The sequence below is a fragment of the Streptomyces griseorubiginosus genome, from assembly GCF_001514195.1.
GTDB lineage: Bacteria > Actinomycetota > Actinomycetes > Streptomycetales > Streptomycetaceae > Streptomyces > Streptomyces griseorubiginosus.
The window spans coordinates 108,523-129,718 of sequence record NZ_KQ948741.1 but is presented as its reverse complement, the minus strand read 5'-3'; the positions used below and the strand labels follow the sequence as shown (position 1 = coordinate 129,718).

At 69.9% G+C, this 21,196-nt stretch carries 20 protein-coding genes; 12 read left to right on the top strand and 8 right to left on the bottom strand.

Translation table 11 applies throughout. The annotated features are described in order from the left end of the window. Positions 1–43: 43 nt before the first annotated feature. Both AQJ54_RS45785 and AQJ54_RS45780 read right to left on the bottom strand, forming a co-directional pair. Positions 44–601, bottom strand: coding sequence for a hypothetical protein (locus AQJ54_RS45785; protein WP_159055569.1), 558 nt, complete (start codon positions 599–601; stop codon positions 44–46). Between the two features lie 34 nt (positions 602–635). Beyond that, positions 636–1,505, bottom strand: a complete 870-nt coding sequence (locus AQJ54_RS45780) for a hypothetical protein (RefSeq protein ID WP_159055568.1) — start codon at positions 1,503–1,505, stop codon at positions 636–638. 431 nt (positions 1,506–1,936) lie between these two features. On the opposite strand from AQJ54_RS45780, the gene AQJ54_RS30695 reads away from it, so the two are divergent. Next, entirely contained in the window at positions 1,937–3,127 is a 1,191-nt protein-coding gene (locus tag AQJ54_RS30695) for a pyridoxal phosphate-dependent aminotransferase (RefSeq protein WP_062242622.1), read from the top strand. A 91-nt stretch (positions 3,128–3,218) separates the two neighbouring features. Continuing rightward, positions 3,219–4,403, top strand: a complete 1,185-nt coding sequence (locus AQJ54_RS30690; RefSeq protein ID WP_062242619.1) for a hypothetical protein — start codon at positions 3,219–3,221, stop codon at positions 4,401–4,403. 47 nt (positions 4,404–4,450) lie between these two features. Here the strand turns inward: AQJ54_RS30690 and AQJ54_RS30685 are convergent, their stop codons facing one another. Further along, entirely contained in the window at positions 4,451–4,978 is a 528-nt protein-coding gene (locus tag AQJ54_RS30685) for a YbjN domain-containing protein (RefSeq protein WP_020134426.1), read from the bottom strand. A 141-nt stretch (positions 4,979–5,119) separates the two neighbouring features. Here AQJ54_RS30685 and AQJ54_RS30680 point away from each other — a divergent pair, with 141 nt between their 5' ends. After that, a complete protein-coding gene (locus AQJ54_RS30680; RefSeq protein ID WP_062242616.1) occupies positions 5,120–5,608 on the top strand; it encodes a hypothetical protein in 489 nt (162 codons plus the stop codon). 46 nt (positions 5,609–5,654) lie between these two features. On the opposite strand, the gene clpB is transcribed toward AQJ54_RS30680, so the two are convergent. Further along, on the bottom strand, positions 5,655–8,252 hold the full coding sequence (gene clpB, locus AQJ54_RS30675; protein WP_062242613.1) for an ATP-dependent chaperone ClpB: 2,598 nt from the start codon (positions 8,250–8,252) through the stop codon (positions 5,655–5,657). A 144-nt stretch (positions 8,253–8,396) separates the two neighbouring features. Between clpB and AQJ54_RS30670 the strand changes: the two genes are divergently transcribed. Beyond that, positions 8,397–8,810, top strand: a complete 414-nt coding sequence (locus tag AQJ54_RS30670; RefSeq protein WP_062025939.1) for a pyridoxamine 5'-phosphate oxidase family protein — start codon at positions 8,397–8,399, stop codon at positions 8,808–8,810. Positions 8,811–9,002: 192 nt separating this feature from the next. Here AQJ54_RS30670 and AQJ54_RS30665 read toward each other — a convergent pair whose 3' ends face one another. Both AQJ54_RS30665 and AQJ54_RS46210 read right to left on the bottom strand, forming a co-directional pair. Then, positions 9,003–9,338 (bottom strand): Rieske (2Fe-2S) protein, encoded by a 336-nt coding sequence (locus tag AQJ54_RS30665; RefSeq protein WP_028809089.1) that lies wholly within the window; start codon positions 9,336–9,338, stop codon positions 9,003–9,005. Between the two features lies 1 nt (position 9,339). Further along, positions 9,340–9,501, bottom strand: coding sequence for a hypothetical protein (locus AQJ54_RS46210; protein ID WP_162637249.1), 162 nt, complete (start codon positions 9,499–9,501; stop codon positions 9,340–9,342). 128 nt (positions 9,502–9,629) lie between these two features. Here AQJ54_RS46210 and AQJ54_RS30660 point away from each other — a divergent pair, with 128 nt between their 5' ends. The 4 genes from AQJ54_RS30660 to AQJ54_RS30650 all read left to right on the top strand — a co-directional run bounded on the left by AQJ54_RS30660 (position 9,630) and on the right by AQJ54_RS30650 (position 13,400). After that, on the top strand, positions 9,630–10,670 hold the full coding sequence (locus tag AQJ54_RS30660; RefSeq protein WP_381007062.1) for a helix-turn-helix domain-containing protein: 1,041 nt from the start codon (positions 9,630–9,632) through the stop codon (positions 10,668–10,670). A gap of 455 nt (positions 10,671–11,125) precedes the next feature. Further along, positions 11,126–11,296, top strand: a complete 171-nt coding sequence (locus AQJ54_RS45775; RefSeq protein WP_159055567.1) for a hypothetical protein — start codon at positions 11,126–11,128, stop codon at positions 11,294–11,296. Continuing rightward, entirely contained in the window at positions 11,293–12,285 is a 993-nt protein-coding gene (locus AQJ54_RS30655; protein WP_062025937.1) for a helix-turn-helix transcriptional regulator, read from the top strand. Before AQJ54_RS45775 ends, AQJ54_RS30655 begins: the two co-directional genes overlap by 4 nt. Then, positions 12,282–13,400, top strand: coding sequence for a helix-turn-helix transcriptional regulator (locus AQJ54_RS30650; RefSeq protein WP_079070073.1), 1,119 nt, complete (start codon positions 12,282–12,284; stop codon positions 13,398–13,400). Before AQJ54_RS30655 ends, AQJ54_RS30650 begins: the two co-directional genes overlap by 4 nt. Here AQJ54_RS30650 and AQJ54_RS30645 read toward each other — a convergent pair. Beyond that, on the bottom strand, positions 13,363–14,394 hold the full coding sequence (locus tag AQJ54_RS30645; protein WP_030319805.1) for a helix-turn-helix transcriptional regulator: 1,032 nt from the start codon (positions 14,392–14,394) through the stop codon (positions 13,363–13,365). The genes AQJ54_RS30650 and AQJ54_RS30645 overlap by 38 nt on opposite strands. Before the next feature lie 308 nt (positions 14,395–14,702). Here AQJ54_RS30645 and AQJ54_RS30640 point away from each other — a divergent pair, with 308 nt between their 5' ends. The 3 genes from AQJ54_RS30640 to AQJ54_RS30630 are packed head-to-tail and all read left to right on the top strand — an operon-like array spanning position 14,703 to position 18,015. Further along, positions 14,703–16,244 (top strand): circularly permuted type 2 ATP-grasp protein, encoded by a 1,542-nt coding sequence (locus AQJ54_RS30640; RefSeq protein ID WP_062025936.1) that lies wholly within the window; start codon positions 14,703–14,705, stop codon positions 16,242–16,244. After that, positions 16,241–17,179: an alpha-E domain-containing protein gene (locus AQJ54_RS30635; RefSeq protein WP_062025935.1), complete on the top strand. Its 939-nt coding sequence runs from the start codon at positions 16,241–16,243 to the stop codon at positions 17,177–17,179. The genes AQJ54_RS30640 and AQJ54_RS30635 overlap by 4 nt, the downstream gene beginning before the upstream one ends. Continuing rightward, positions 17,176–18,015 (top strand): transglutaminase family protein, encoded by an 840-nt coding sequence (locus AQJ54_RS30630; protein WP_062242610.1) that lies wholly within the window; start codon positions 17,176–17,178, stop codon positions 18,013–18,015. The genes AQJ54_RS30635 and AQJ54_RS30630 overlap by 4 nt, the downstream gene beginning before the upstream one ends. Before the next feature lie 75 nt (positions 18,016–18,090). Here the strand turns inward: AQJ54_RS30630 and AQJ54_RS30625 are convergent, their stop codons facing one another. Next, positions 18,091–19,197 (bottom strand): sugar ABC transporter substrate-binding protein, encoded by a 1,107-nt coding sequence (locus tag AQJ54_RS30625; RefSeq protein WP_062242607.1) that lies wholly within the window; start codon positions 19,195–19,197, stop codon positions 18,091–18,093. Between the two features lie 307 nt (positions 19,198–19,504). Between AQJ54_RS30625 and AQJ54_RS30620 the strand changes: the two genes are divergently transcribed. Beyond that, entirely contained in the window at positions 19,505–21,193 is a 1,689-nt protein-coding gene (locus tag AQJ54_RS30620; RefSeq protein WP_079070072.1) for a PA14 domain-containing protein, read from the top strand. Positions 21,194–21,196: the final 3 nt, after the last annotated feature.

Genomic DNA, 21,196 nt, shown 5'->3' with positions numbered 1-21,196 from the left:
CGTTCCTGTGACGTGCTGGTCTCTTACTCCGAAGTTGTGTCGACTAGACCGGCGGGAGATCCCCAGCCTGATTGGGCACTCGAATCGCGGGTGACCGTTGAGGTTCAGTTACGTCTGCATCGGCCATGTCAATCAACATGCTGAAAAGCCAGACGAGCCGCATGGATCGTAGGACACCAAGAATCAAGAGGGCTTCCATCAGCCAACCAATTGCACCAATCTTCTTCCCGTCATCCATCATCAGGGACAGCAGACTTCCTCCGGAAACTGCGAGCATCGAGACGAGGATTCCCGACCAATTTTTGCGCAGGCTAACGCCGAATCGACGCCGAAGTTCCAACATCCTTCTGCCGTTGGCCGTCGCGTACTGGCTGATGGCGGCCGTACCGAATCCACCAATGAGAGCCGATATTGAGGCTACCGTCATATAGATGTCGCCGCGGCGGTCGGGGTCGATTCCCCGTAATACAGATGAAGATGTGTCGAAATGAGTAACTGCCGAATGAATGACGATCGCTACGACAGATACGCCCCAGTCAACTGCTGGGCGTTCACTCCATATACTTGCTAGGCGTCTGTAAATGCCGCTCGGCCGCAACATGGTCTACCCCCCACTGTTGAGCCCCACGATAGAGCTACCCACTGACAGCGGCCTTGAGGTCGGCCTCATGCTCCTGTGCGGCCTCCATGATGGCCTGCACTGCAACAGCGTGACGCGGTCGGGACTCGTCTTCGAGCACTGCCACCCGCTTCTTCGCTGTGACGTGATGCTTCAGGAAGTCAAGAGCCTCTTCCTTGAAGTGACCGTCGGGGGTAGGTGATGTAACCAGGGCGCGAGCGCGATCGATGCCGCTCGGCCCCACGAGGTAGCCGAGACCAGAGACGAGGCTCACAGCGTCGTCTTGAAGACGCCTGTGCCCGCGTGCTCGCGAGGTCGGGCCCCCGCCACCGCGTTTGGGCACTTCAACCTTGATGGTGACCCGGTGATCGGCGTAACGCTCCCCCGCATCCCGACTGAACCCAAACAGGGAAACTCCGTCCTGAGGCATCCAAGCCGGGTTGGGACGGAAGGAAAATTCCACGTTATGGACGGCTGAGGCGTTTTCTAGTTTTTCCCAAACACTTTTTGAGATCACAGGCCACAGGGCTACATCTTCTGTGATGATCCCGCAGGCGTTCATCCAGCGCTGAATGGCGGATGCTCTAGGCGCTGATTGGTTGCCATGCATTACGCCGATAATGTTTGCGTAATCCAGGAAGCAAACCGTGCTAGTGTCGATGAACCCTCGATTACCTTCAAGGCGAAGTTCCTCGATGTGTCCATGATCGAGATCGACGGTCTGCATATTGCCGGCACCAATGCGTCCAACAATCAGATGCATCTGATTGAAGTAGGCTACGGATTCGCCGATGTAGGTGTCACCGTCTGGTGAAATGAACGTTCTGTACGCAGCGGTGCGACGCAGCATGCCATCTAATGCCTGCTGCCAATTAACCAGTTCCATGCGAGGGTTGTGGTCATCCTTACCCCTGACCACCTCGTAGAACGAAACAGTACGGAAGCGGCTCTGAGTCAAGGTTCCCCCCCGGGTTCCTGGCGAAGATCAGCCTCCGTATGGTACGCCGAACGCAGAGAATCTGACTCTGTGTCTGCTCAGGTGTTACGCGGGCGGAGCCGGCTGGCCGTGGGCCGACTGTGGAGTGACACCCGGACTTGCAGCTCGCAACCCAGGTCAGGGGCTGCGTAAAGCGCGGCCTGTAAATCTGCCGGGCGTACCTGGGTGGGGCCGTCTGTGGGCCGTCCGGCAGCGGCCGACGTCGACAGGCGACGACAGTTGCCGACCACTCTCCCCCTGCTCAGAGGGGGTCCGGTAGGTCCCGCCGCAGGCGCCAAACCCCGGACGTGAGTTGAGGAACTCCAGAGCTTGGGCGCAGGATGACCGGCATGACCTCCAGCGCGCGCCCCCTGCTCAACCGCCGTCTCGCCGAGTTCGGGACGACGATCTTCGCCGAGATGTCCGCCCTGGCGCTCAGCACCGGGTCGATCAACCTGGGCCAGGGGTTCCCCGACACGGACGGCCCCGAGGAGGTCCGGGAGGCCGCGGTGCGGGCGCTGCGCGACGGTCGCGGCAACCAGTACCCGCCGGGTCCCGGCGTCCCGGAACTGCGCACGGCGATCGCCGCGCACCAGGAGCACCACTACGGCCTGTCCTGGGACCCCGACACCGAGGTCCTGGTCACCGCCGGCGCCACGGAGGCCATCGCGGCCGCCCTGCTCGCCCTGGTCGAGCCCGGCGACGAGGTCGTCGCCCTGGAGCCGTACTACGACTCCTACGCGGCCTGCATCGCGATGGCGGGCGGCACCCGGGTCCCGGTCACCCTGCGGCCGGACGACGGTCGCTTCCGTCTCGACCTCGACGAGCTGCGCGCCGCGGTCACCGACAGGACCCGCCTGCTGCTGATCAACACCCCGCACAACCCCACCGGCACGGTCCTCACCCGCGAGGAGCTGACGGCCGTCGCCGAGCTGGCCGTGGAGCGGGATCTGCTGGTCGTCACGGACGAGGTCTACGAGCACCTGGTCTTCGACGAGGCCGAACACCTGCCCCTCGCGACCTTTCCGGGGATGCGGGAGCGCACGGTGACGATCGGCTCCGCCGGCAAGACCTTCTCCTTCACCGGCTGGAAGGTCGGCTGGATCACGGCGGCGCCCGGCCTGGTCTCGGCGGTCCGTTCGGCGAAGCAGTTCCTGACGTACGTCTCCTCGGGCCCGTTCCAGTACGCGGTCGCCGAGGCCCTCGCCCTGCCGGAGAGCTACTTCACCGCCTTCCGCGAGGACATGCGGGCCAAGCGGGACCTGCTGGCGACGGGCCTGAAGGACGCCGGCTTCGAGGTCTTCCGCACGGCGGGCACCTACTTCATCACCACCGACATCCGCCCCCTGGGCGAGACCGACGGCTTCGCCTTCTGCCGCGCCCTGCCCGAACGCGCGGGCGTCGTCGCCATCCCGAACGCCGTCTTCTACGACCACCGCGAGGCCGGCGCCCCGTTCGTACGCTTCGCGTTCTGCAAGCGCACGGAGGTGCTGGAGGAGGCCGCACAGCGGCTGAAGACCCTGGCGGGCTGAGCACCGAGGGTCGCGGGCGGCGGGGGTCGACCGAGCAGACACCGCGCTCGTGATGCTCGCTTATGACCGACTTCTTCTGCAATGTGCTGATGTGACCCATGCCAGCACGCTCGCGCCGTCCAGTGTCGCCCGACCCGGCATCCGCGGCCGTGTCGCACATCCGCTGGTGGCGGCGCTCGGGCTGTTCGCCGTCGCGCGGATCGCCGGGCTCGCCGTGCTCGCCGTGACGGCCTGGGCCGCCGGCCACGGGCCGCTCACGCTGCTCGGGCGGTCCTGGGACTCCCGGTGGTACCTGGGGATCGCCGCGCACGGCTACGTCCGCACCCTGCACATCCGGCCCGGCACCGTCTTCAGCGACCTGGCGTTCTTCCCGCTCTACCCGGCACTGGTCCGCACGGTGACCGCGTTGACCCCGCTCAGCGGGGGCGCGGCGGGCCTCGTGGTGTCCTGGACCGCCGCCGCGGTGGCCGCCGCCGGCATCCACGCCGTCGCCCTGCGCCTGCACGGACGGGCCGTGGCCACCGCCCTGGTGCTGCTGTGGGGCCTGCTGCCGCACTCGGTCGTGCTGTGCCTGGCGTACACCGAACCGGTCCTGACGGCCTTCGCCGCCTGGTCGCTGTACGCCGTGCTGACCGGGCGCTGGGTGTGGGCGGGCGCACTGGCCGCGCTCGCCGGGCTGGCCCGGCCCAACGGGGTCGCGGCCGCCGCGGCGGTCCTCGCGACGGCGTCGTACGAGATCGTGCGGTGTGTTCGAGCGCGGCGAAAAGTTACCCACAGGCTGTGGACGGGCGTCGCGCTCGCCCCGCTGGGCTGGCTCGGGTACGTGCTGTGGGTGGGGCACCGCGAGGGCGATCTGCTCGGCGGCTACTTCGCGGTGCAGCGCCGCTGGGGCTCCCGTTTCGACCTGGGCGCGGGGTCCCTGCGTTTCGTACGGCACCTGGCGCTGGACAGCGACCGGATGGTCTTCCCCGTGGCCCTGCTGCTGGTCGCCGCCGCCGTACTCCTGTTCGCCCTGCTGCTCGCCGACCGCGCCCCGCTGCCGTTGCTGGTCTACAGCGGGGTCCTGCTGCTGGTCGCGCTCGGCGGGTCGGGGTTCTTCGCGTCCAAGCCGCGGTTCCTGCTGCCCGCGTTCCCGCTGCTGCTGCCGCTCGCACGGGCGCTGGTGCGGACGGCGAGAGCCCGGCCCTGGCACGCGGCCGTGGTGACCGCTGCCCTGGCCGGGCTCTCGTTCGGCTACGGCGCGTACCTGGTCGTGCTCGCCGGTACGCCCCTGTAGCGAGACATCCGAGATATCCGAAACACCCGGAACGTCCCGGGGAACGACTACTCGTCGTCCTCGGGCTTCTCCGCGTCGTTGACCTCCTCCTCGAGGCCGAGCTGCTCGACGAGCCACTTGTCGAACTCGATGGCGGCGCGCACCCAGCTGACCGTGGAGGACACGAAGTGCTCCAGGGCGACGCCGGTGCCGATCAGCATCTGCGCCTCACCGATCAGGCGGACGGTGCCGTCGTCGTGGGTGTGGCTGTAGACCTTGGGCCACAGGGTGCGGCGGTTCCAGTCGTCGATCGACTCGAGCAGCTGCGGCTTCTCGTCGATCTGGTGGGGCCGGTCGTAGAACGTCCGCACCGAGAAGACCTGCTGGTCGGCCTCGCCGCGGAACATGAAATACGTACGGAACTGCTCCCACGGCGCCGCGAGGTCACCCTCGTCGTCGACGACATACTTCAGCTCCATCTGGTCGAGGAGCTGCTTCACGAGATCCTGATCCGGGACGACGGGGCCCGCCGGTCCTTGGGGCTGCGGCTCGGGCTGGCCCCCGAAGTTCGGAATCGAGGACGGGTCGATGGTCACCGTGAATTTCCCTTCGTACGGATTCCGCCATCCTCCCCCATCCGGGGAGGGGGGTGGCAAGCCCCGACGGACCCTGTCCTCCCAGGGCTGACATGATCCGGACAGCTCCGGTAGAACGGGGTCCGACCATTGGGGGAACACATGACACAGACAGAGACCGAAACCGTGCCGGAACAGGACGTGCCGGGCAGGACCAGATGGGGGGTCTTCCTGGCGATCCTCGCCGTGCCGACGCTGGTCGTGGCGGCCCTGCTCGCGCTGCTGATCGCCTGGCTCTTCACGGACGACTCGGTCGACACGGACGTGAAGCAGACCTCGTGCGCCGAGGCGCTGGCCTTCGGCGGGGCGAAGGTGCCGACGGGGATGCGCGGCAGCTGGTGCGGGCTCCAGGGCGGGTCCGGACCCCGCTACGAGGCCCGTTTCGACCTGCCGCGCGCCGAACTCGACGCGTGGGTGGCGGCGAGTTTCCCGCAGGGCCCGAAGCTACGGACCTCACAGTGCGGCGACTCCCAGATCGACTCGTGCCTGACCGCCGGCCCGGTCGCGAACGAGCGAGCTTCCGTGCAGATCGACGTCACCTACACCAGCCGCACCTGGACCGAGGTGCGGTACGTGGCGTTCACGCTGTGAGCGGCGGCGGGGGCCCCAGGAGGAGGCCCCCGCCGCACCACTCGGATCAGAGCGTCTTGCCCGTCGCCGGCCCCACGATCAGACCGTCGCCGAACGCGTCCACGCGGACCGTGTCGCCGTCCTTCACCTCGCCGGAGAGGATCTCCTTGGCGAGGCGGTCGCCGATCGCCGTCTGGACGAGTCGGCGCAGCGGCCGGGCGCCGTAGGCCGGGTCCATGCCCTCCACGGCGAGCCAGTCCAGGGCCGCGTCGGTGACCTCCAGGGTGAGCCGGCGCTCGGCGAGCCGCTTGGCGAGCCGGTCGATCTGGAGGCGGGCGATCCTGCCGAGCTCGTCCTTGCTGAGCGCCGAGAAGACGACCAGGTCGTCCAGCCGGTTGAGGAACTCCGGCTTGAAGGAGGCCCGCACGACCTCCAGGACCTGCTCCTTCTTCTCCTCCTCGCTGGTGATCGGGTCGACGAGGAACTGGCTGCCCAGGTTGGACGTCAGCACCAGGATCGCGTTGCGGAAGTCGACCGTACGGCCCTGACCGTCCGTCAGCCGCCCGTCGTCCAGCACCTGGAGGAGCACGTCGAAGACCTCGGGGTGCGCCTTCTCCACCTCGTCCAGCAGCACGACGCTGTACGGCCGCCTGCGCACCGCCTCGGTGAGCTGGCCGCCCTCCTCGTAGCCCACGTAACCGGGAGGCGCGCCGACCAGCCGGGCCACGCTGTGCTTCTCGCCGTACTCCGACATGTCGATGCGGACCATGGCCCGCTCGTCGTCGAAGAGGAAGTCGGCGAGGGCCTTGGCGAGTTCGGTCTTGCCGACGCCCGTCGGGCCGAGGAAGAGGAAGGAGCCGGTGGGACGGTCCGGGTCGGCGATCCCGGCCCGGGTGCGCCGTACGGCGTCCGCGACGGCCTGCACGGCCTCGGTCTGCCCGATGAGCCGCTTGCCCAACTCCTCCTCCATGCGCAGGAGTTTCTGGGTCTCGCCCTCCAGGAGACGCCCGGCCGGGATACCGGTCCAGGCGGCGACGGTGTCGGCGATGTCGTCGGAGCCGACCTCCTCCTTGACCATGGTGTCCTTGGCGGCCTCCTCCTCGGCCTCCGAGGCGGCCTCCAAGTCCCTTTCCAGCGTGGGGATCTCGCCGTAGAGCAGCTTGCTGGCGGTGTCGAAGTCGCCGTCGCGCTGGGCGCGTTCGGCCTGGCCGCGCAACTCGTCGAGCTTCTCCTTGAGTTCACCGACCCGGTTGAGGGACTGCTTCTCCTTCTCCCAGCGGGCGGTCAGGCCCCGCAGCTCCTCCTCCTTGTCGGCGAGGTCGCGGCGCAGCCGTTCCAGGCGCTCACGCGAGGCCGGGTCGGTCTCCTTCTCCAGCGCCAGCTCCTCCATCTTCAACCGGTCGACCCCGCGCTGGAGTTCGTCGATCTCGACGGGCGAGGAGTCGATCTCCATCCGCAGCCGGGAGGCGGCCTCGTCGACGAGGTCGATGGCCTTGTCGGGCAGGAACCGGGAGGTGATGTACCGGTCGGAGAGGGTGGCGGCGGCGACCAGCGCGCTGTCGGCGATCTGGACCTTGTGGTGGGCCTCGTAGCGGCCCTTGAGCCCGCGCAGGATGGCGATGGTGTCCTCGACGGTCGGCTCGGCGACCAGCACCTGCTGGAAGCGCCGCTCCAGGGCGGGGTCCTTCTCGATCCGCTCCCGGTACTCGTCGAGCGTGGTGGCACCGACCATGCGCAGCTCACCGCGGGCGAGCATCGGCTTGAGCATGTTGCCGGCGTCCATGGCGGAGTCGCCGCCGGCGCCCGCGCCCACGACGGTGTGCAGCTCGTCGATGAAGGTGATGATCTGCCCGTCGGAGTCCTTGATCTCCGCGAGGACGGTCTTCAGCCGCTCCTCGAACTCACCCCGGTACTTGGCACCGGCGACCATGGCGCCGAGGTCGAGCGCGACGAGCCGCTTGTCCTTGAGCGACTCGGGCACGTCCCCCTTGACGATCCGCTGGGCGAGCCCCTCGACGACCGCGGTCTTGCCGACGCCAGGCTCGCCGATGAGGACGGGGTTGTTCTTGGTACGGCGGGACAGCACCTGGACGACCCGGCGGATCTCCTGGTCACGTCCGATGACGGGGTCGAGCTTGCCGTCCCGAGCGGCGGCGGTGAAGTCGGTTCCGAACTTCTCCAGGGCCTTGTACTGGCCCTCGGGATCGGCGGTGGTCACGCGGCGCCCTCCCCGGGCTTTCTGGAAGGCGTCCACCAGCTTCTGCGGGGTGGCGCCCTGCTGGGTCAGCACCTCCGCGGCCGGTCCGCCCTTGGCGGCGATACCGATGAGCAGGTGCTCGGTGGAGAGGAACTCGTCTCCGAGGTCCTTGGCACGGGCCTGCGCGTCGGCGATGACGGAGAGCAGGTCGCGGTTGGGCTGCGGGGGCGCGACGGTGGACCCGGTCACGCTGGGCAGCGCGGCCAGGGCCTTCTCGGCCCCGGCCCGCACGGCGGCCTGATCCGCGTCGACGGCAGCCAGCAGGTCGGTGATGTTCTCGTTGTCCTGCCCCTGGAGCAGAGCGAGGAGCAGGTGGGCGGGGGTGAGGTCCGGGTGTCCCTCGGTCACGGCCCGGTTGCTGGCCGCGTTGATCGCGTCCCGGCTCCGGTTGGTCAGCTCGGCATCCACGTGTCCGTACTCCTCCTCGGTGTCAGCTCCTGCGACTCCTGCACTGACTCAGTCAGCGTACATAAAGTTGAGTCTATTCCACTCAATGCAGTTCTCGGGAGACTCGGGAGGACTTGCGGGGACTCGGGGGGCTAACGTCCCGGCATGACCTCCTACGCCCAGGATCCGGGTGCCCCGGACCCGTCGTACCTCAGCTTCTGGCGGGAACGGCATCTGTGCACGCTGACCACCCCGCGCCCGGACGGGACCCCGCATCTGGTCCCCGTCGGGGTGACATACGACCCTGAGGCCCGGCTCGCTCGGGTCATCGCGAGCCGGACCAGCGCGAAGGTGCGGCACGTGCTGGCGGCCGGCGAGGAGGGGGCGGCGGTGGCGGTGTGCCAGGTGGCGGGGCCGCGATGGGCGACGCTGGAGGGAAGAGCGCGGGTCAGCACGGACCCGGAGCGGATCGCGGAGGCGGTGCGGCGCTACGCCGAGCGCTATGAGCGGACCCCGGCACCGAACCCGCTGCGGGTGGTCATCGAGATCTCACTGACGGGCGCGATGGGCCGTTTTTGAGCCACGGGCCGATCCCCGAGCCACGGGGCGATCGTCCGGTACGCCACGGACCGCTCGTCCGTTACGCCGCGGACCGATCGTCCGATACCCGGAAATGTCGCCCACAACACAGCGGCGTCACCGTGTTCAGGTCACGGTGACGCCGCTGCGGGGGGAAGCACCTGAGCGATCTGTTACGACGGGGGAATCGCGTCAGGCACTGCGGGGGGTGGCTGAGATGGTCCGCGGGGTGGGGGTTTCCGGTTCCACCAGCCGATGGTCTCGTTGGTCCAGGTTCACAAAGATCATTCCGTACCGAATGGCACACCGAACGGGCTGCGGCGCCCCCCGAGGCCGCCGCAGACACCGGTACGCCCGCACGTCCTCGTCCTCGTCGCGGGTGACGACCACCGGTTCGCCGAAGACGGTCACCATCAACGAGTCACCGGGGTGGGGGATCGCGGTGACGAGGTCGATGAAGTGCCAGCCGGAGCGGTAGGCGGTGGCCATCTCCCTGCGGAAGGAGCGGTCGTCGGGTGGAGTAGTCATGTCAGTCCCAGACCGTGTCCGCCGGGAATGCCTGCGGCTCGTCACCGGCGACCACGGTTTGCGCGGTCTTGGTGCCACCCACTCCATGAACGTCGCTCTTCGCGCCGGAAAGGCCGGCGACGGCGCCGAGAGCCACAACGGCGGAGAAGGCGGCGACAAGCACCGAGCGAAGCATTCTGTTACGCATAGTCGGCTTCGTCCTCACTTGAAGGTCCCCTTTTCCCCCGTCGAGTAAGACGATGGCTCATTCGGGCACGTCATGGCCACACGAACGGTGCATCATGTTCCTGCATGTTCAGGACCCTGGGGGGTGGAAATTTGGTATCGAATGGGACTAAGGCGACACATCCCCATGCGGTGACCGAGTTGTGTGAGGAAGGTGGCCGTCTTTACGCCAACGCTCTGCGGACAGGCCGCGTCTCGCGGGCGGACGTGGAGTCGGTGCCCTGTCTGCTGGACTTCGCCCTTCTGCACCCCGACCCGGACGACGCGAACTGGATGCTTCCGGTTCCCCCGTCGGTCGCGCTCGCCCAGCGGCTCAACCCGCTGGAGCACGAGATCACCGAGCGCAGACGGATGTCGATCGAGCTGGCCGACGCCTTCGAGCCGTTCATGACGCTGAGCGCCCAGCAGGTGGCGCCGGCGCACTCCATCACGGTCCTGGAGGGGCTCGACCGGATCAACACGGCGCTCGACCTCGCGACCTCCCAGTGCCAGTCGGAGGTGCTCACCGTCCAGCCGAGCCGGGGCCAGCGTCCCGAGAACCGGCTGATCGAGGGGCTGGAGCGGGACCGGACCCTCATCGAACGGGGCGTCCGGATCCGGACCCTCTACCAGCACGTCGCCCGGTACAGCCCCGAGCGGCTGGCCTACATGGAGCAGTTCGCCGACGGCAAGGTGGAGTACCGCACCATCGACGAGCTGGTGGAACGGCTCATCATCTGCGACGAGACGGTGGCCTTCATCCCGGTCCGGGACGACCGGCAGGTCGCCCTGGAACTGCGGCACCCGGGCCTGGTCGGCTACCTGGTCAAGGTCTTCGAGTTCATGTGGAGCCGGGCGGTCCCGCTGAGCGCCGGCGCCCCCTACGAGACCGCGCCGGACGGCATCACGGACATCCAGCACTCCATCGCCAAGCTTCTCGTCGAGGGGCACGTGGACGAGGCGATCGCGCGGCGCCTGGGCATGAACGTGCGCACCTGCCGGGCCCACATCGCCAAGCTCGCGACCGCCCTCGGCAGCGGCAGCCGCGCCCAGCTCGGCTTCCTCATCGCCCAGTCGGGCATCCTCGACCAGGGCCACACGGCGGCGCAGGGGGACGGCCGTCCGTGACCGTGGCCCACCCGCACGGTCCGCGCCACGGCGCCCCGCGGCGACCGCGACGCCGTGAGGAGCGGTCGCCGACGGCATCCGCCGCGCCCGTCGGCGGGCCGACGGAGCGGCCCCCGGCGCCCCCTTCGAGCACCCCGACCAGCGTGGCCGGCCCGAACGCCCCAGGCGCTACGGCCGCTACGAGCACCTCGGACACGACGGCCGTTCCGCACGGCCCCGGCGCTACGGCCACGGACCCCACGACCGCATCGAACACCCCGGACAGCGCGGACGCTTCGAGCACCCCGGACGGCGCGGCCGTTCCAAGCGCCCCAGGCGCTACGGCCGCTGCGAGCGCCCCTGACGCCGTGGCCGTTCCAAGCGCCGCCGGCGCTACGGCCACTGCGAGTGCCCCGAGCACCTCGAGGACCCCGGGTACCCCCAGCACCCCGGTCGCTCTGGACGCCCCGGGAGCAATGCCGACCATCCGGTGCCCCGCGCCCAGCGCCTCCGCCCTCGCCCTCGCCCTCGCCCTCGCCCTCGCCCTCGCCCTCGCCCGCCACGACACCCCCCGGGAAAGCCGCGTCCGCCTCGGCCACCCCAACGGGCAGTCCCGCGTCCCCGAGCAGGAAGGAGCCGCACGATGAGCCCGCCGCACCCCGAGCACGGCGTGGAGGACCTGTGCGCGGTGGGGACGGAGCTGTACACGCGTGCCCTGCGCGAGGGGTACGTCCTCGGGGACGACGCCCGGGACGCGCCCTGTCTGCTCGACTTCGGGCTGCTGCATCCCGCCGTCACCGACCCGGGCCGGCTGGAGCCGGTCGCCCCGGCCGTCGCCCTGCACCGCCTGCTGCGGATCGCGGAGGAGCGCGTCGCGGACGAGCGGCGGCGGGAGGCCCGGCTGGCCGAGACCTTCGAGCCGCTGATGCGGATCGACGGCGGTCGTACGGGCGCCGACGACTCGATGATCGGCGTGCTCAGCGGGACCGGCCTCATCAGCCGGGTCATCGGGCAGGCCATGGCCGACAGCTCCGAACTGCTGTCGATCCAGCCGAACACCAGCGACAGACACACCGAGCCGCCGCCGTTCGTACATGTCGAGGCCTTCGACCGCGACCAGGCCCTGCTGGACCGGGGTGGCCGGATCCGCACCCTCTACCAGCACACCCTGCGCCACGCACCCAGCATCCAGGCCCGCTACGAGCGCCTGCGCGGCGACGTCGAGGCCCGCAGCCTGGACGAGGTGACGGAGCGTCTGATCATCGTGGACCGGACCGTGGCCTTCGTCCCGGCCAACAAGGACCGCACGCTGGCCCTGGAGGTCCGGCACCCCGCGCTCGTGTCCTTCTTCGTCACCGCCTTCGACCGGCTGTGGCGCCTCGCCACCCCCATGCATCCGCAGGCCGTGCACCAGCCCAGCCTGAACGGCGTCACGCCCCGCCAGCGTGCCATCGCCGCCCTTCTCGTCGAGGGCCACACCGATGCCGTCATCGCCGACCGGCTCGGCATGAACATCCGTACCGCCCGCGTCCACATAGCCAAGCTCGCGACGACCCTGGGCAGCGAGAGCCGCGCCCAACTCGGCTACCTCATCGGGCAGTCCGGGATCCTCGGACAGGAGGAGACGGGCGAGTGACCGATACGGCCGCCCACCCGGCGAACGACCCGGCGAACCACCCACACCACCCGCACGACCCCCACCACCCGCACGACCCCCAGGACCCGTGCCCGCGAGCCATCGCGCTCTACGAACGCGCCCTGCGCGAGGGCGGGCTCGACAGGCAGCACGCCGCCTCCCTGCCCTGTCTCCTCGAGAGCGGGTTGCTCGAACCCGCCCGACAGGACCCCACCGTGCAGGACCCCGCCGTGCAGGACCCCACCGCGCAGGACCCCACCGTGCAGGACCCCGCACGGCAGGACCCCGCCCGCCTGACCCCCGTACCCCCCGCCCTCGTCCTGCACCGCCTCCTCCGCGCCGCCGGCGACCGCGTGCTCAGGGAGCGACGGCACAGCGCCCGCCTGGCCGAGGCGTTCGCGCCGTTGACGCGGATCGGCGGACGGAGCGGGACGGAGGCCGACCGGAGCCCGGCGATCAGGGTCGTCAGCGGGACCGGACGGATCAACGAGGCCATCACCGGGGCGATGGCGGGTGCCGTGAGCGAACTCCTGTGCGTGCAGCCCAATCTGCACTACAGCGACAGCCGGGGCGCCGCCGCCCAGGCCGTGGCGATGGACCGGGACCAGGCGCTGCTGGACCGGGGTGGCCGGATCCGTACCCTCTACCAGCACACCCAGCGGCAGATGCCGCTCGTCCTCGCCCGCTACGAGCAGCTGCGCGGCGATGCCGAGGCGCGCTCCCTGGACGAGGTCACCGACCGGCTCATCGTCGTCGACCGGGACGTGGCGTTCCTCCCCGCCGGTGCGGACGGCACGGTGGCGCTGGAGGTCCGGCATCCGGCGCTGGTGGAGTTCCTGGCCGCCACGTTCGACCGGCTGTGGTGGCAGGCCACGCCCCTGTACCCGCAGGCCGTGCACCGGCCCAGCCTGAACGGCGTCACGCCCCGTCAGCGCGCCATCGCCGGACTGCTGGTGGAGGGGCACACCGACGCCGTCATCGCCGACCGCCTCGGCATGAACATCCGTACCGCCCGCGTCCACATCGCCAAGCTCGCGACGACCCTGGGCAGCGAGAGCCGCGCCCAGCTCGGCTACCTCATCGGACGGTCCGGGATCCTTGATCGGGAAGCGTGAGGGGGGCGACGGAGGCCGGGCCGTCCAGGCCCACCTGCGCTATCCGCACCCCCAACTGCGTACGGCTGGCCGCCCCCAGGGTCTCCGACAGGCGCGCGATGTGGGCCCGGCAGGTGCGCACGCTTATGCCGAGCCGTTCCGCGATCACCGCGTCCTGGTGGCCCTCCGCGAGCAGCGCCGCGATGGACTGCTCGCGGTGGGAGATGCCCTCGATGCCGGTGTCGGGGAGCGGGGCGGTCAGCGGGATCGCGAGCCGCCACAGCCGCTCGAAGACGGTCACCAGGTACTCCACCAGCGCGGGGTGCCGTAGCTCCAGGGCGAGGGTGCGGTCGGCGTTGGCGGGGATGAAGGCGACCGTGCGGTCGAAGAGGATCAGCCGGTCGATGACCTCGTCGAGGGTGCGGGCCTGGACCGAACCGCCCATCAGCTCCAGGTAGTTCAGCAGGCCCTGGCCGTGCCGGGCCACGTGCGTGTACAGGTCGCGCATCCGTACGCCCCGGCCGCGCAGCGCCAGCGCCCGGTGCAGGCCCTCGGTGAGTTCGTGCTCGGGGCGGATGCCGCCCGGCTGGACGGTGAGGACCTCCTTCGTGCACGCCTCGGTCGCCTCGTCCATCGCGGCCTGGATGCGGGAGAGCCCGTCGAGGACACGGATCGCGGTCCCCTCCCCCGCGGCGCCCGCGACGACGCTGGGCGCCAGGCCCGCGTACCGCTCGACGGCGGCGACCGCGGCGCCCACCCGCCGCTGGCTCGCGCTGACCTCGTCGTGGACCTCGCGCAGCAGCCGGGTCATGACCTCCTGCGGGGCGGTCGGCACCAGCCAGTCCATGTCGTCGGGGTCCGGGTGCAGCAGGGCCAGTTCCAGCAGACAGGGCACCGGTTCGGCGTCGGCGCGCGGTACCCGGCCGCGCCGTACGGCACGGGAGTAGACCCGGTCCGCGGCCTCGCACAGCCGGTCAGCGCCGTGTGGATGGTCGTCCGCCCCGTAGCCGGTCATTGCCCATCCCACCCCCGGTTCCAGCGTCTACCGCCCTCTTGTCCTTTTTCCCCATCGGGGCCTCGAAGCCCCCTCGGCTCCGCAACTATGCGCGGCCCGGACCGGCTCCGCAACACGGCTCCGCGCGCCACGAGCGCGGAAAACGGCGGGTATGCCCCACTACTTCCAGGGCTCCGCCGACCCGGTTGCATGAAGCTGCTCCCTCGCCGCGTCGGCCCCCACCCCGCGCGGAACAACTCCCTCCGCGCGTCAACGTGCGGAAATCACACGGTGATCAGTTCGTTACGAGCCGCACTTAACGTCAGGCCATGGCGGACATATTTGACGCGTACGCGTTGGCCGACGCGTGGGACGAGATGTTCGAGCGGCCGGGTGAGGTCAGGACCGCCTACGAGCCGGTACTGGCGGCGCTTCAGCCGATCGAACCGAGTGAACTCAGGTTCCGGGCCGACCAGATGGCCCGGGCGTTCACCGACAGGGGCGTGACCTACGCCTTCGCGGGCGAGGAGCGGCCCTGGCCGCTGGACCTCGTGCCCAGGATCCTCGACGCCCTGGAATGGGATCTCATACAACGCGGGGTGAGCCAACGGGTCAGGGCCCTGGAGGCCTACCTCGCCGACGCCTACGGGCACGCCCGCGCCTTCGAGGACGGGGTCGTGCCCTGGCGGCTGCTGCTGAGCTCCCCGCACTTCCACCGCGCCGCCCACGGGATCGAGCCGGTCAACCAGGTGCGCATCCACGTCGCCGGCATCGACCTGGTCCGGGACGAGCAGGGCGACTTCCGGGTCCTGGAGGACAACGTCCGGGTGCCCAGCGGGGTGTCGTACGTCATCGAGAACCGGCGGGCGATGACCCGGGTCTTCCCGTCGCTGTTCGCCGAGCAGCATGTGCTGCCCGTCGACGGTTACGCGCAGAAGCTGCTCGCCGCCCTGCGCGCGGCCGCTCCCGACGGGGTCCAGGACCCCCGGGTGGTCGTCCTGACCCCCGGGCCCAACAACGCCGCCTACTTCGAACACGCCCTGCTCGCACGGCTGATGGGCGTGCAGCTGGTCGAGGGCCACGACCTGGTGTGCCGGGGCAACCGGGTGTGGATGCGCACGACCCGCGGCGAGGTGCCGGTGCATGTCGTATACCGGCGCCTGGACGACGACTTCCTGGACCCGCTGCACTTCCGCCCGGACTCGGTGATCGGCTGCCCGGGCATCCTCGGCGCGGCCATGGCGGGCCATGTCACCCTCGCCAACGCGGTCGGCAACGGCATCGCGGACGACAAGCTGCTCTACACCTACGTCCCGGACCTGATCCGCTACTACCTCTCCGAGGAACCGATTCTGCCCAACGTGGAGTCGTTCCGCCCGGACGAGCCGGGGCAGTTGGAGGCCGTCCTCGACCAGATCGACCAGCTGGTGGTCAAGCCGGTCGACGGGGCCGGCGGGCAGGGCATCGTGATCGGCCCCAAGGCGGACCGCGAGACCCTGGAGAGAACCCGGGAGGCGGTCCGGCAGGACCCCCGCGGCTTCATCGCCCAGCGCCCGGTCGCCCTGTCCACCTCCCCCACCCTCGCGGGTGAACGCATGGCGCCCCGCCACATCGACCTGCGCCCCTTCGCCGTCAACGACGGCAACGACATCTGGGTCCTGCCCGGCGGCCTGACCCGGGTCGCCCTCCAGGAGGGCAACCTGATCGTCAACTCCAGCCAGGGCGGCGGCTCCAAGGACACCTGGGTGCTCGCCGAGGGCCCCGCCGACCCGCCGCCGCCCGCGCACGGCACCGCTCCCCTCGACATCGCGCCGCGCCAGCACGGTCCCGACGGCTCCCCCACCGTCGTACAGGAAGGGGCACAGCAGTGAACGACGTGATCCTCTCCCGGATAGCCGAGGCCCTCATCTGGACCGGCCGCTACGTCGAGCGGGCGGACGCCACCGGGCGGATCCTCGACGCCTACCTCCACCGGATGCTGGAGGACCCCTGGCGCGACGAGGACGCGGCCTGCCGGTCGCTGTACGCGATCCTCGGCGTCGACGCGGGCGCCACCCGGGTCGACATGCAGCAGGTCCTCGACCAGCTCGCCTTCGACGCCCGCTCGACCTGCTCCATCGAGGGCGCGCTCGGGGCCGCCCGGCTGAACGCCCGCAGCGCCCGTGAGGCCGTCTCCTCCGAGATGTGGGAGTGCCTCAACTCCACCTGGCACGCGCTCGCCGACCAGCGGCTCGCGGCCCGCCGTACCGGCCCCTACGGCTATCTGGAACTCGTACGGCGGCGCGCGGCCCTCTTCTTCGGGCTCGCCGACTCCACCATGAGCCGCGACGACAGCTGGCGTTTCGTGGTGCTCGGCCGGAGCCTGGAGCGGGTGGACATGACCGTGCGGCTGCTGTCGGTCCGGGTGCTCGACGCGGCCCACGCGCCCGACTGGCCGACCCTGCTGAGCGCTTCGGGCGCCGACGAGGCGTACGCACGGGTGTACGGCGGCTTCGGCGACACCCCGCGGGTGGCCGAATTCCTGCTCCTGGACCGGGACTTCCCGCGCTCCGCGCTGCACGCGCTGACGACGGCGGAGGAGTGCCTGACCGCGCTCGGCCGCCCCCGTCAGGACCCCGCGCGCCGCCCGATCGGCGGGATGCGCACCCGGCTCGAATATCTCGACCTGCACGCGCTGGAGGAGCAACTCCCCTTGCTGCTCCGGGACTTGCAGACCGCGTGCATGGCCTCCGCGGAGGCGGTGGCGGAGCGGTTCTTCCCGTACCAGGGGCCCGTCGAGTGGGCCCAGGAAGGAGCCGGACGATGACCCGCCTCCGGATCAAGCACATCACCGAGGTGGCGTACGCCCAGCCCGCCTCCTCGTCCCACAACGAGGTCCGGATGACCCCGCTGACCCTGCCCGCCCAGACCACCCTGGACGCCCGGGTCACCGTCAGCCCGACCACGCCGACCTGGTCGTACTGGGACTACTGGGGCACCCAGGTCACCGGCTTCGACCTGATGGACCCGCACGGCCGGCTCACCATCACGGCCACCAGCCTCGTCGAGACGATCCCCCCGGGACCGCTGCCGGCCGCGCCCACCTGGGCCGAGGTGGCCGAACGCGTCGCGGGCTCCCGCCTGTTGGAGTTCGCCGGCCCGACGGGGCGTACGACGGTCCCGGCGAAGCTGGCCAAGAAGGCCCGCAAGGCCGCGGCGGGCCTGGACCCGCACGAGACGGCCCTCGCGGTGTCGACGCTGGTCGCCGACCGGGTGTCGTACCTGCCGGGCGCGACCAGCGTGAACACCTCCCCCGTGGAGGCCTGGGAGCAGGGCGCGGGCGTGTGCCAGGACATCACCCACCTGACCATCGCGATGCTGCGAGCCGTCGGCCTGCCGGCCCGCTACGTCTCCGGCTACCTCCACCCGGAGCGCGACGCCGAACTGCACCGGCCCGTCGCGGGGCAGAGCCACGCCTGGATCGAGTACTGGGCGGGCGAGTGGTGCGGCTACGACCCCACCAACGGGGTGCGCGCCGACGAGTCCCACGTGGTGGTGGCCCGGGGCCGCGACTACGACGACGTGACCCCGCACAAGGGGATCTACCGCGGGGTGCCGGGCGGACCGCCGGAGGTGACGGTGGAGTTCACGAGGGTGGCCTGAAAAAGGCGGGAGGGGCCGGAGGAGAGATCCTCCGGCCCCTGTCCGCGCTTCTTCGCTTCCGCTCTTCGTTTCCGCTCAGGACAGACCCGCCGCCGCGCAGGCGCTCTTGTAGTCCGAGGTGCAGATGTCCTTGACGGAGTAGATGCCGTCCTTGACGACCGTGCTCTTGATGTTGTCCTTCGTCAGCGCGACGACCTGGACGAGCTGGGCCGGGATGTCCTTGTTGGTGGGGCTGTCGACGCTGTCCGTGGCGAGGGCGTCGAACTGGATGTCCTTGCCCTGGATCTTGGTCACGGCCATCTCGGCGGCGGCCTCGGCCTCGTCCGGGTACGGCTTGTAGACGCTCATGTACTGCTCGCCGGAGACGATCCGCTGCACCGCGGAGAGCTCCGCGTCCTGGCCGGTGATCGGCGGGAGCTTCGTCATGCCCGCGCTCTCCATCGCCTGGATGGCGGCGCCGGCCATGGCGTCGTTGGCGGAGTACACGGCCTTGATGTTGCCCTTGCCGATCGCGCTGATCGCCTGGGCCATGTTCTTCTGCGCGATCTCCGGCTTCCAGCCGTCGACGTCGTACGTCTCGGCGATCGTCACCTTGCCGTTGAGCTCGGACATCGCCCCCGCCTTGAACTGTCCGGCGTTCGGGTCGGAGGGCGAGCCGTTGATCATGACGATCTTGTCGGAGCTGTCGATGCCGGAACCGAGCGCCTCGATGAGGGAGCGGCCCTGGACCTCGCCGACGAGCTCGTTGTCGAAGGAGACGTACCCGTCGATCGGGCCCTCGGCGAGCCGGTCGTAGGCGATGACCGGGATGCCCGCGTCCTTGGCCTTCTGCACCATGCCCGCGATGGCGTGCGAGTCGACCGCGTCCAGCAGGATGACGTCGACCTTCTCGTCGATCATCTCCTGCATCTGCCCGGCCTGCTTCTTGGCGTTGGCCTCGCCGTTGGCGTAGACCGTCTTGCCCTTCTTGTCCGTGAGCTCCGCGACCTTCTTCTTGATGATCGGGTAGTCGAACTCCTCGTAGCGGGTGTTCGTCTTCTCCGGCATCAGGACACCCACGGTGATGTCGTCGCCCTTGGTCGGACTCGCCTCGCTCCCGCTCGCGGCGCCGAGCGCCCCGCAGGCGGCCAGCGAGAAGGACATCGTGGACGCTGCCACGGCTATGGCGATACGACGACGCATGGGGCTGCTCACTTCTGATGCTCTCCGGACGTGGGCGCGGCATTGCGGCCCATGTGTCTGAAAAGCCAACGCGGGGCCGACCACCGGCGTCAAGCGGAATCACTTAACGAGTGCGCAACGCCACTCTCCGCCGACGGTGTGAAGACTTGGCGCGAACACTAGTACAACCAACTTCACACCTCAGGTGTCGTGATCACAGCAGCCCCACAACTGCTGTTCCACGTCCGACCAGAGGATCGAAAAGTCAGCCAGCCGTACGACCGCCACGGCGCTCGTCCTCGCCACCGCAGGCACCCTGTTCACGGCGATGGCACCCCCCGCCTCGGCAGCCGCGTCGTGCGCCTCCCCGGTGTTCCAGCGCCAGTTCTACGCGAACACGTCCTTCTCGGGCACTCCGAAGAAAACGGACTGCGACGAGGCGGTCGACCAGAACTGGGGCACGGGTGCGCCCGCCTCGGGGCTGCCGAAGGACAACTTCGGCGTCCGCTGGAGCGTGACCCGGGACTTCGGGTCCGGCGGGCCCTTCGCTCTGCCGGTCTCGGCCCAGGACGGCATCCGTGTCTACCTCGACGGCAGCCGCAAGGTCGACCTCTGGAAGAACGTCTCCACAACGGTCAAGAAGACCGCCAACGTCACCATCCCCGCCGGCAGGCACACGCTCCGCGTGGACTTCGTCAACTGGACCGGCGCCGCGAACGTCTCGTTCGACTACAAGCCCCGCACCACCGCCGACGTCGACAAGGTCAAGCCCCTGACACCGACCGGCACTTCGGTGACGTACGACAAGGCCACCGGCAAGGCGAGACTGACCTGGGCGAAGAACAAGGAGATGGACCTCGCCGGGTACCGGATCTACCGGCGGCTCAAGGGCACCTCCTTCCCGGCCACTCCGCTCGCGACGACCGCCCTCACGTCGTACACCGACAGCACGCTGCCGGTGACCGGTGACGCCTACTACTACGAGGTCCGCGCCTACGACAGAGCGGGCAACGAGTCCGGCGGCACCGCCGACCAGCTCGTCACCACCGTGGACCGTGTCGCTCCGGGCGTGCCCGCCATCACGGAAGCCACCGGTGAGGTGCGGCCGGGCGGTGCCGGTACCGGCGGTCTGGAGGTCCGCTGGGACAAGGTCGCGGACGGGGCGGCCTACCGTGTCTTCCGGGCGACGAGCGAGAACGGCACGTACACGGCGATCGGCCGTACCGACCAGCTCTCCTACCTGGACACCTCGGCCGCCGAGAGCAAGGCCTACTACTACCGGGTCTCCGCCGTCGACGCGGCGGGCAACGAGTCCGCCCGGTCCGCGCCGTACGAGGGCCGGATCTGGGACAACGACCCGCCGCCGCTCGTCACCGGTCTCGACGTGACCCCGACCGAGTACGGCTTCGAACTGAACTGGGACAAGAGCCCGGCGACGGACCTGCGGTACTACACGGTCTACCGGGGCGAGCTCGTGGGCGACGAGGACGACGGCGACGAGCGGGTCTGCCACGGCAGCCTGGTGGAGTACGCCCTGCCCGGTACGACGTCCTACTCGTACACCACGCTCCCGGACGGCGACGAGGTCTGCTTCTTCGTCGACGCCGTGGACGACGAGTACAACTCCGCCGCCCAGTGGAGTCCTGACGGACCCCGTGCCGTGGTCGTCACCGAACTCGACATGACGCCGACCGTGGCGACCCCCGAGGGTTCGCCGCTGCACCTCTCCGTGGAAGGCGCCCGGGGCGACGAGGGCAACCAGCTCACGTGGTCGGGGCCGTCCGCGCAGGGCTTCCGCGTCTATCGGTGGAACCCCGCCACCTCCTCGTACGAGCGGATCGCGGAACTCGCCGGCACCGCCTCGCAGTACGTCGACACCGGAGCGCGGCGCGGCACCACGTCCTACTACTGGGTGACCGGCGTCCTGGCCGACGGCACCGAGACCCTGCCCGCGGGCGACTGGGCGGTCACCGCCCCGGCCCGCGGTACAACCCTCTCCTCCCCCAGCGAGTCGTGATCT

Coding starts and splice junctions, on each gene's coding strand:
- AQJ54_RS30645 (WP_030319805.1), bottom strand. CDS start 14,394: ATGACCGGCTACGGGGCGGACGACCATCCACACGGCGCTGACCGGCTG.
- AQJ54_RS30665 (WP_028809089.1), bottom strand. CDS start 9,338: ATGACTACTCCACCCGACGACCGCTCCTTCCGCAGGGAGATGGCCACC.
- AQJ54_RS45780 (WP_159055568.1), bottom strand. CDS start 1,505: ATGGAACTGGTTAATTGGCAGCAGGCATTAGATGGCATGCTGCGTCGC.
- AQJ54_RS30660 (WP_381007062.1), top strand. CDS start 9,630: ATGTTCAGGACCCTGGGGGGTGGAAATTTGGTATCGAATGGGACTAAG.
- AQJ54_RS30625 (WP_062242607.1), bottom strand. CDS start 19,197: ATGCGTCGTCGTATCGCCATAGCCGTGGCAGCGTCCACGATGTCCTTC.
- AQJ54_RS30695 (WP_062242622.1), top strand. CDS start 1,937: ATGACCGGCATGACCTCCAGCGCGCGCCCCCTGCTCAACCGCCGTCTC.
- AQJ54_RS30630 (WP_062242610.1), top strand. CDS start 17,176: ATGACCCGCCTCCGGATCAAGCACATCACCGAGGTGGCGTACGCCCAG.
- AQJ54_RS30670 (WP_062025939.1), top strand. CDS start 8,397: ATGACCTCCTACGCCCAGGATCCGGGTGCCCCGGACCCGTCGTACCTC.
- AQJ54_RS30655 (WP_062025937.1), top strand. CDS start 11,293: ATGAGCCCGCCGCACCCCGAGCACGGCGTGGAGGACCTGTGCGCGGTG.
- AQJ54_RS45775 (WP_159055567.1), top strand. CDS start 11,126: ATGCCGACCATCCGGTGCCCCGCGCCCAGCGCCTCCGCCCTCGCCCTC.
- AQJ54_RS30680 (WP_062242616.1), top strand. CDS start 5,120: ATGACACAGACAGAGACCGAAACCGTGCCGGAACAGGACGTGCCGGGC.
- AQJ54_RS30620 (WP_079070072.1), top strand. CDS start 19,505: ATGGCACCCCCCGCCTCGGCAGCCGCGTCGTGCGCCTCCCCGGTGTTC.
- AQJ54_RS30640 (WP_062025936.1), top strand. CDS start 14,703: ATGGCGGACATATTTGACGCGTACGCGTTGGCCGACGCGTGGGACGAG.
- AQJ54_RS45785 (WP_159055569.1), bottom strand. CDS start 601: ATGTTGCGGCCGAGCGGCATTTACAGACGCCTAGCAAGTATATGGAGT.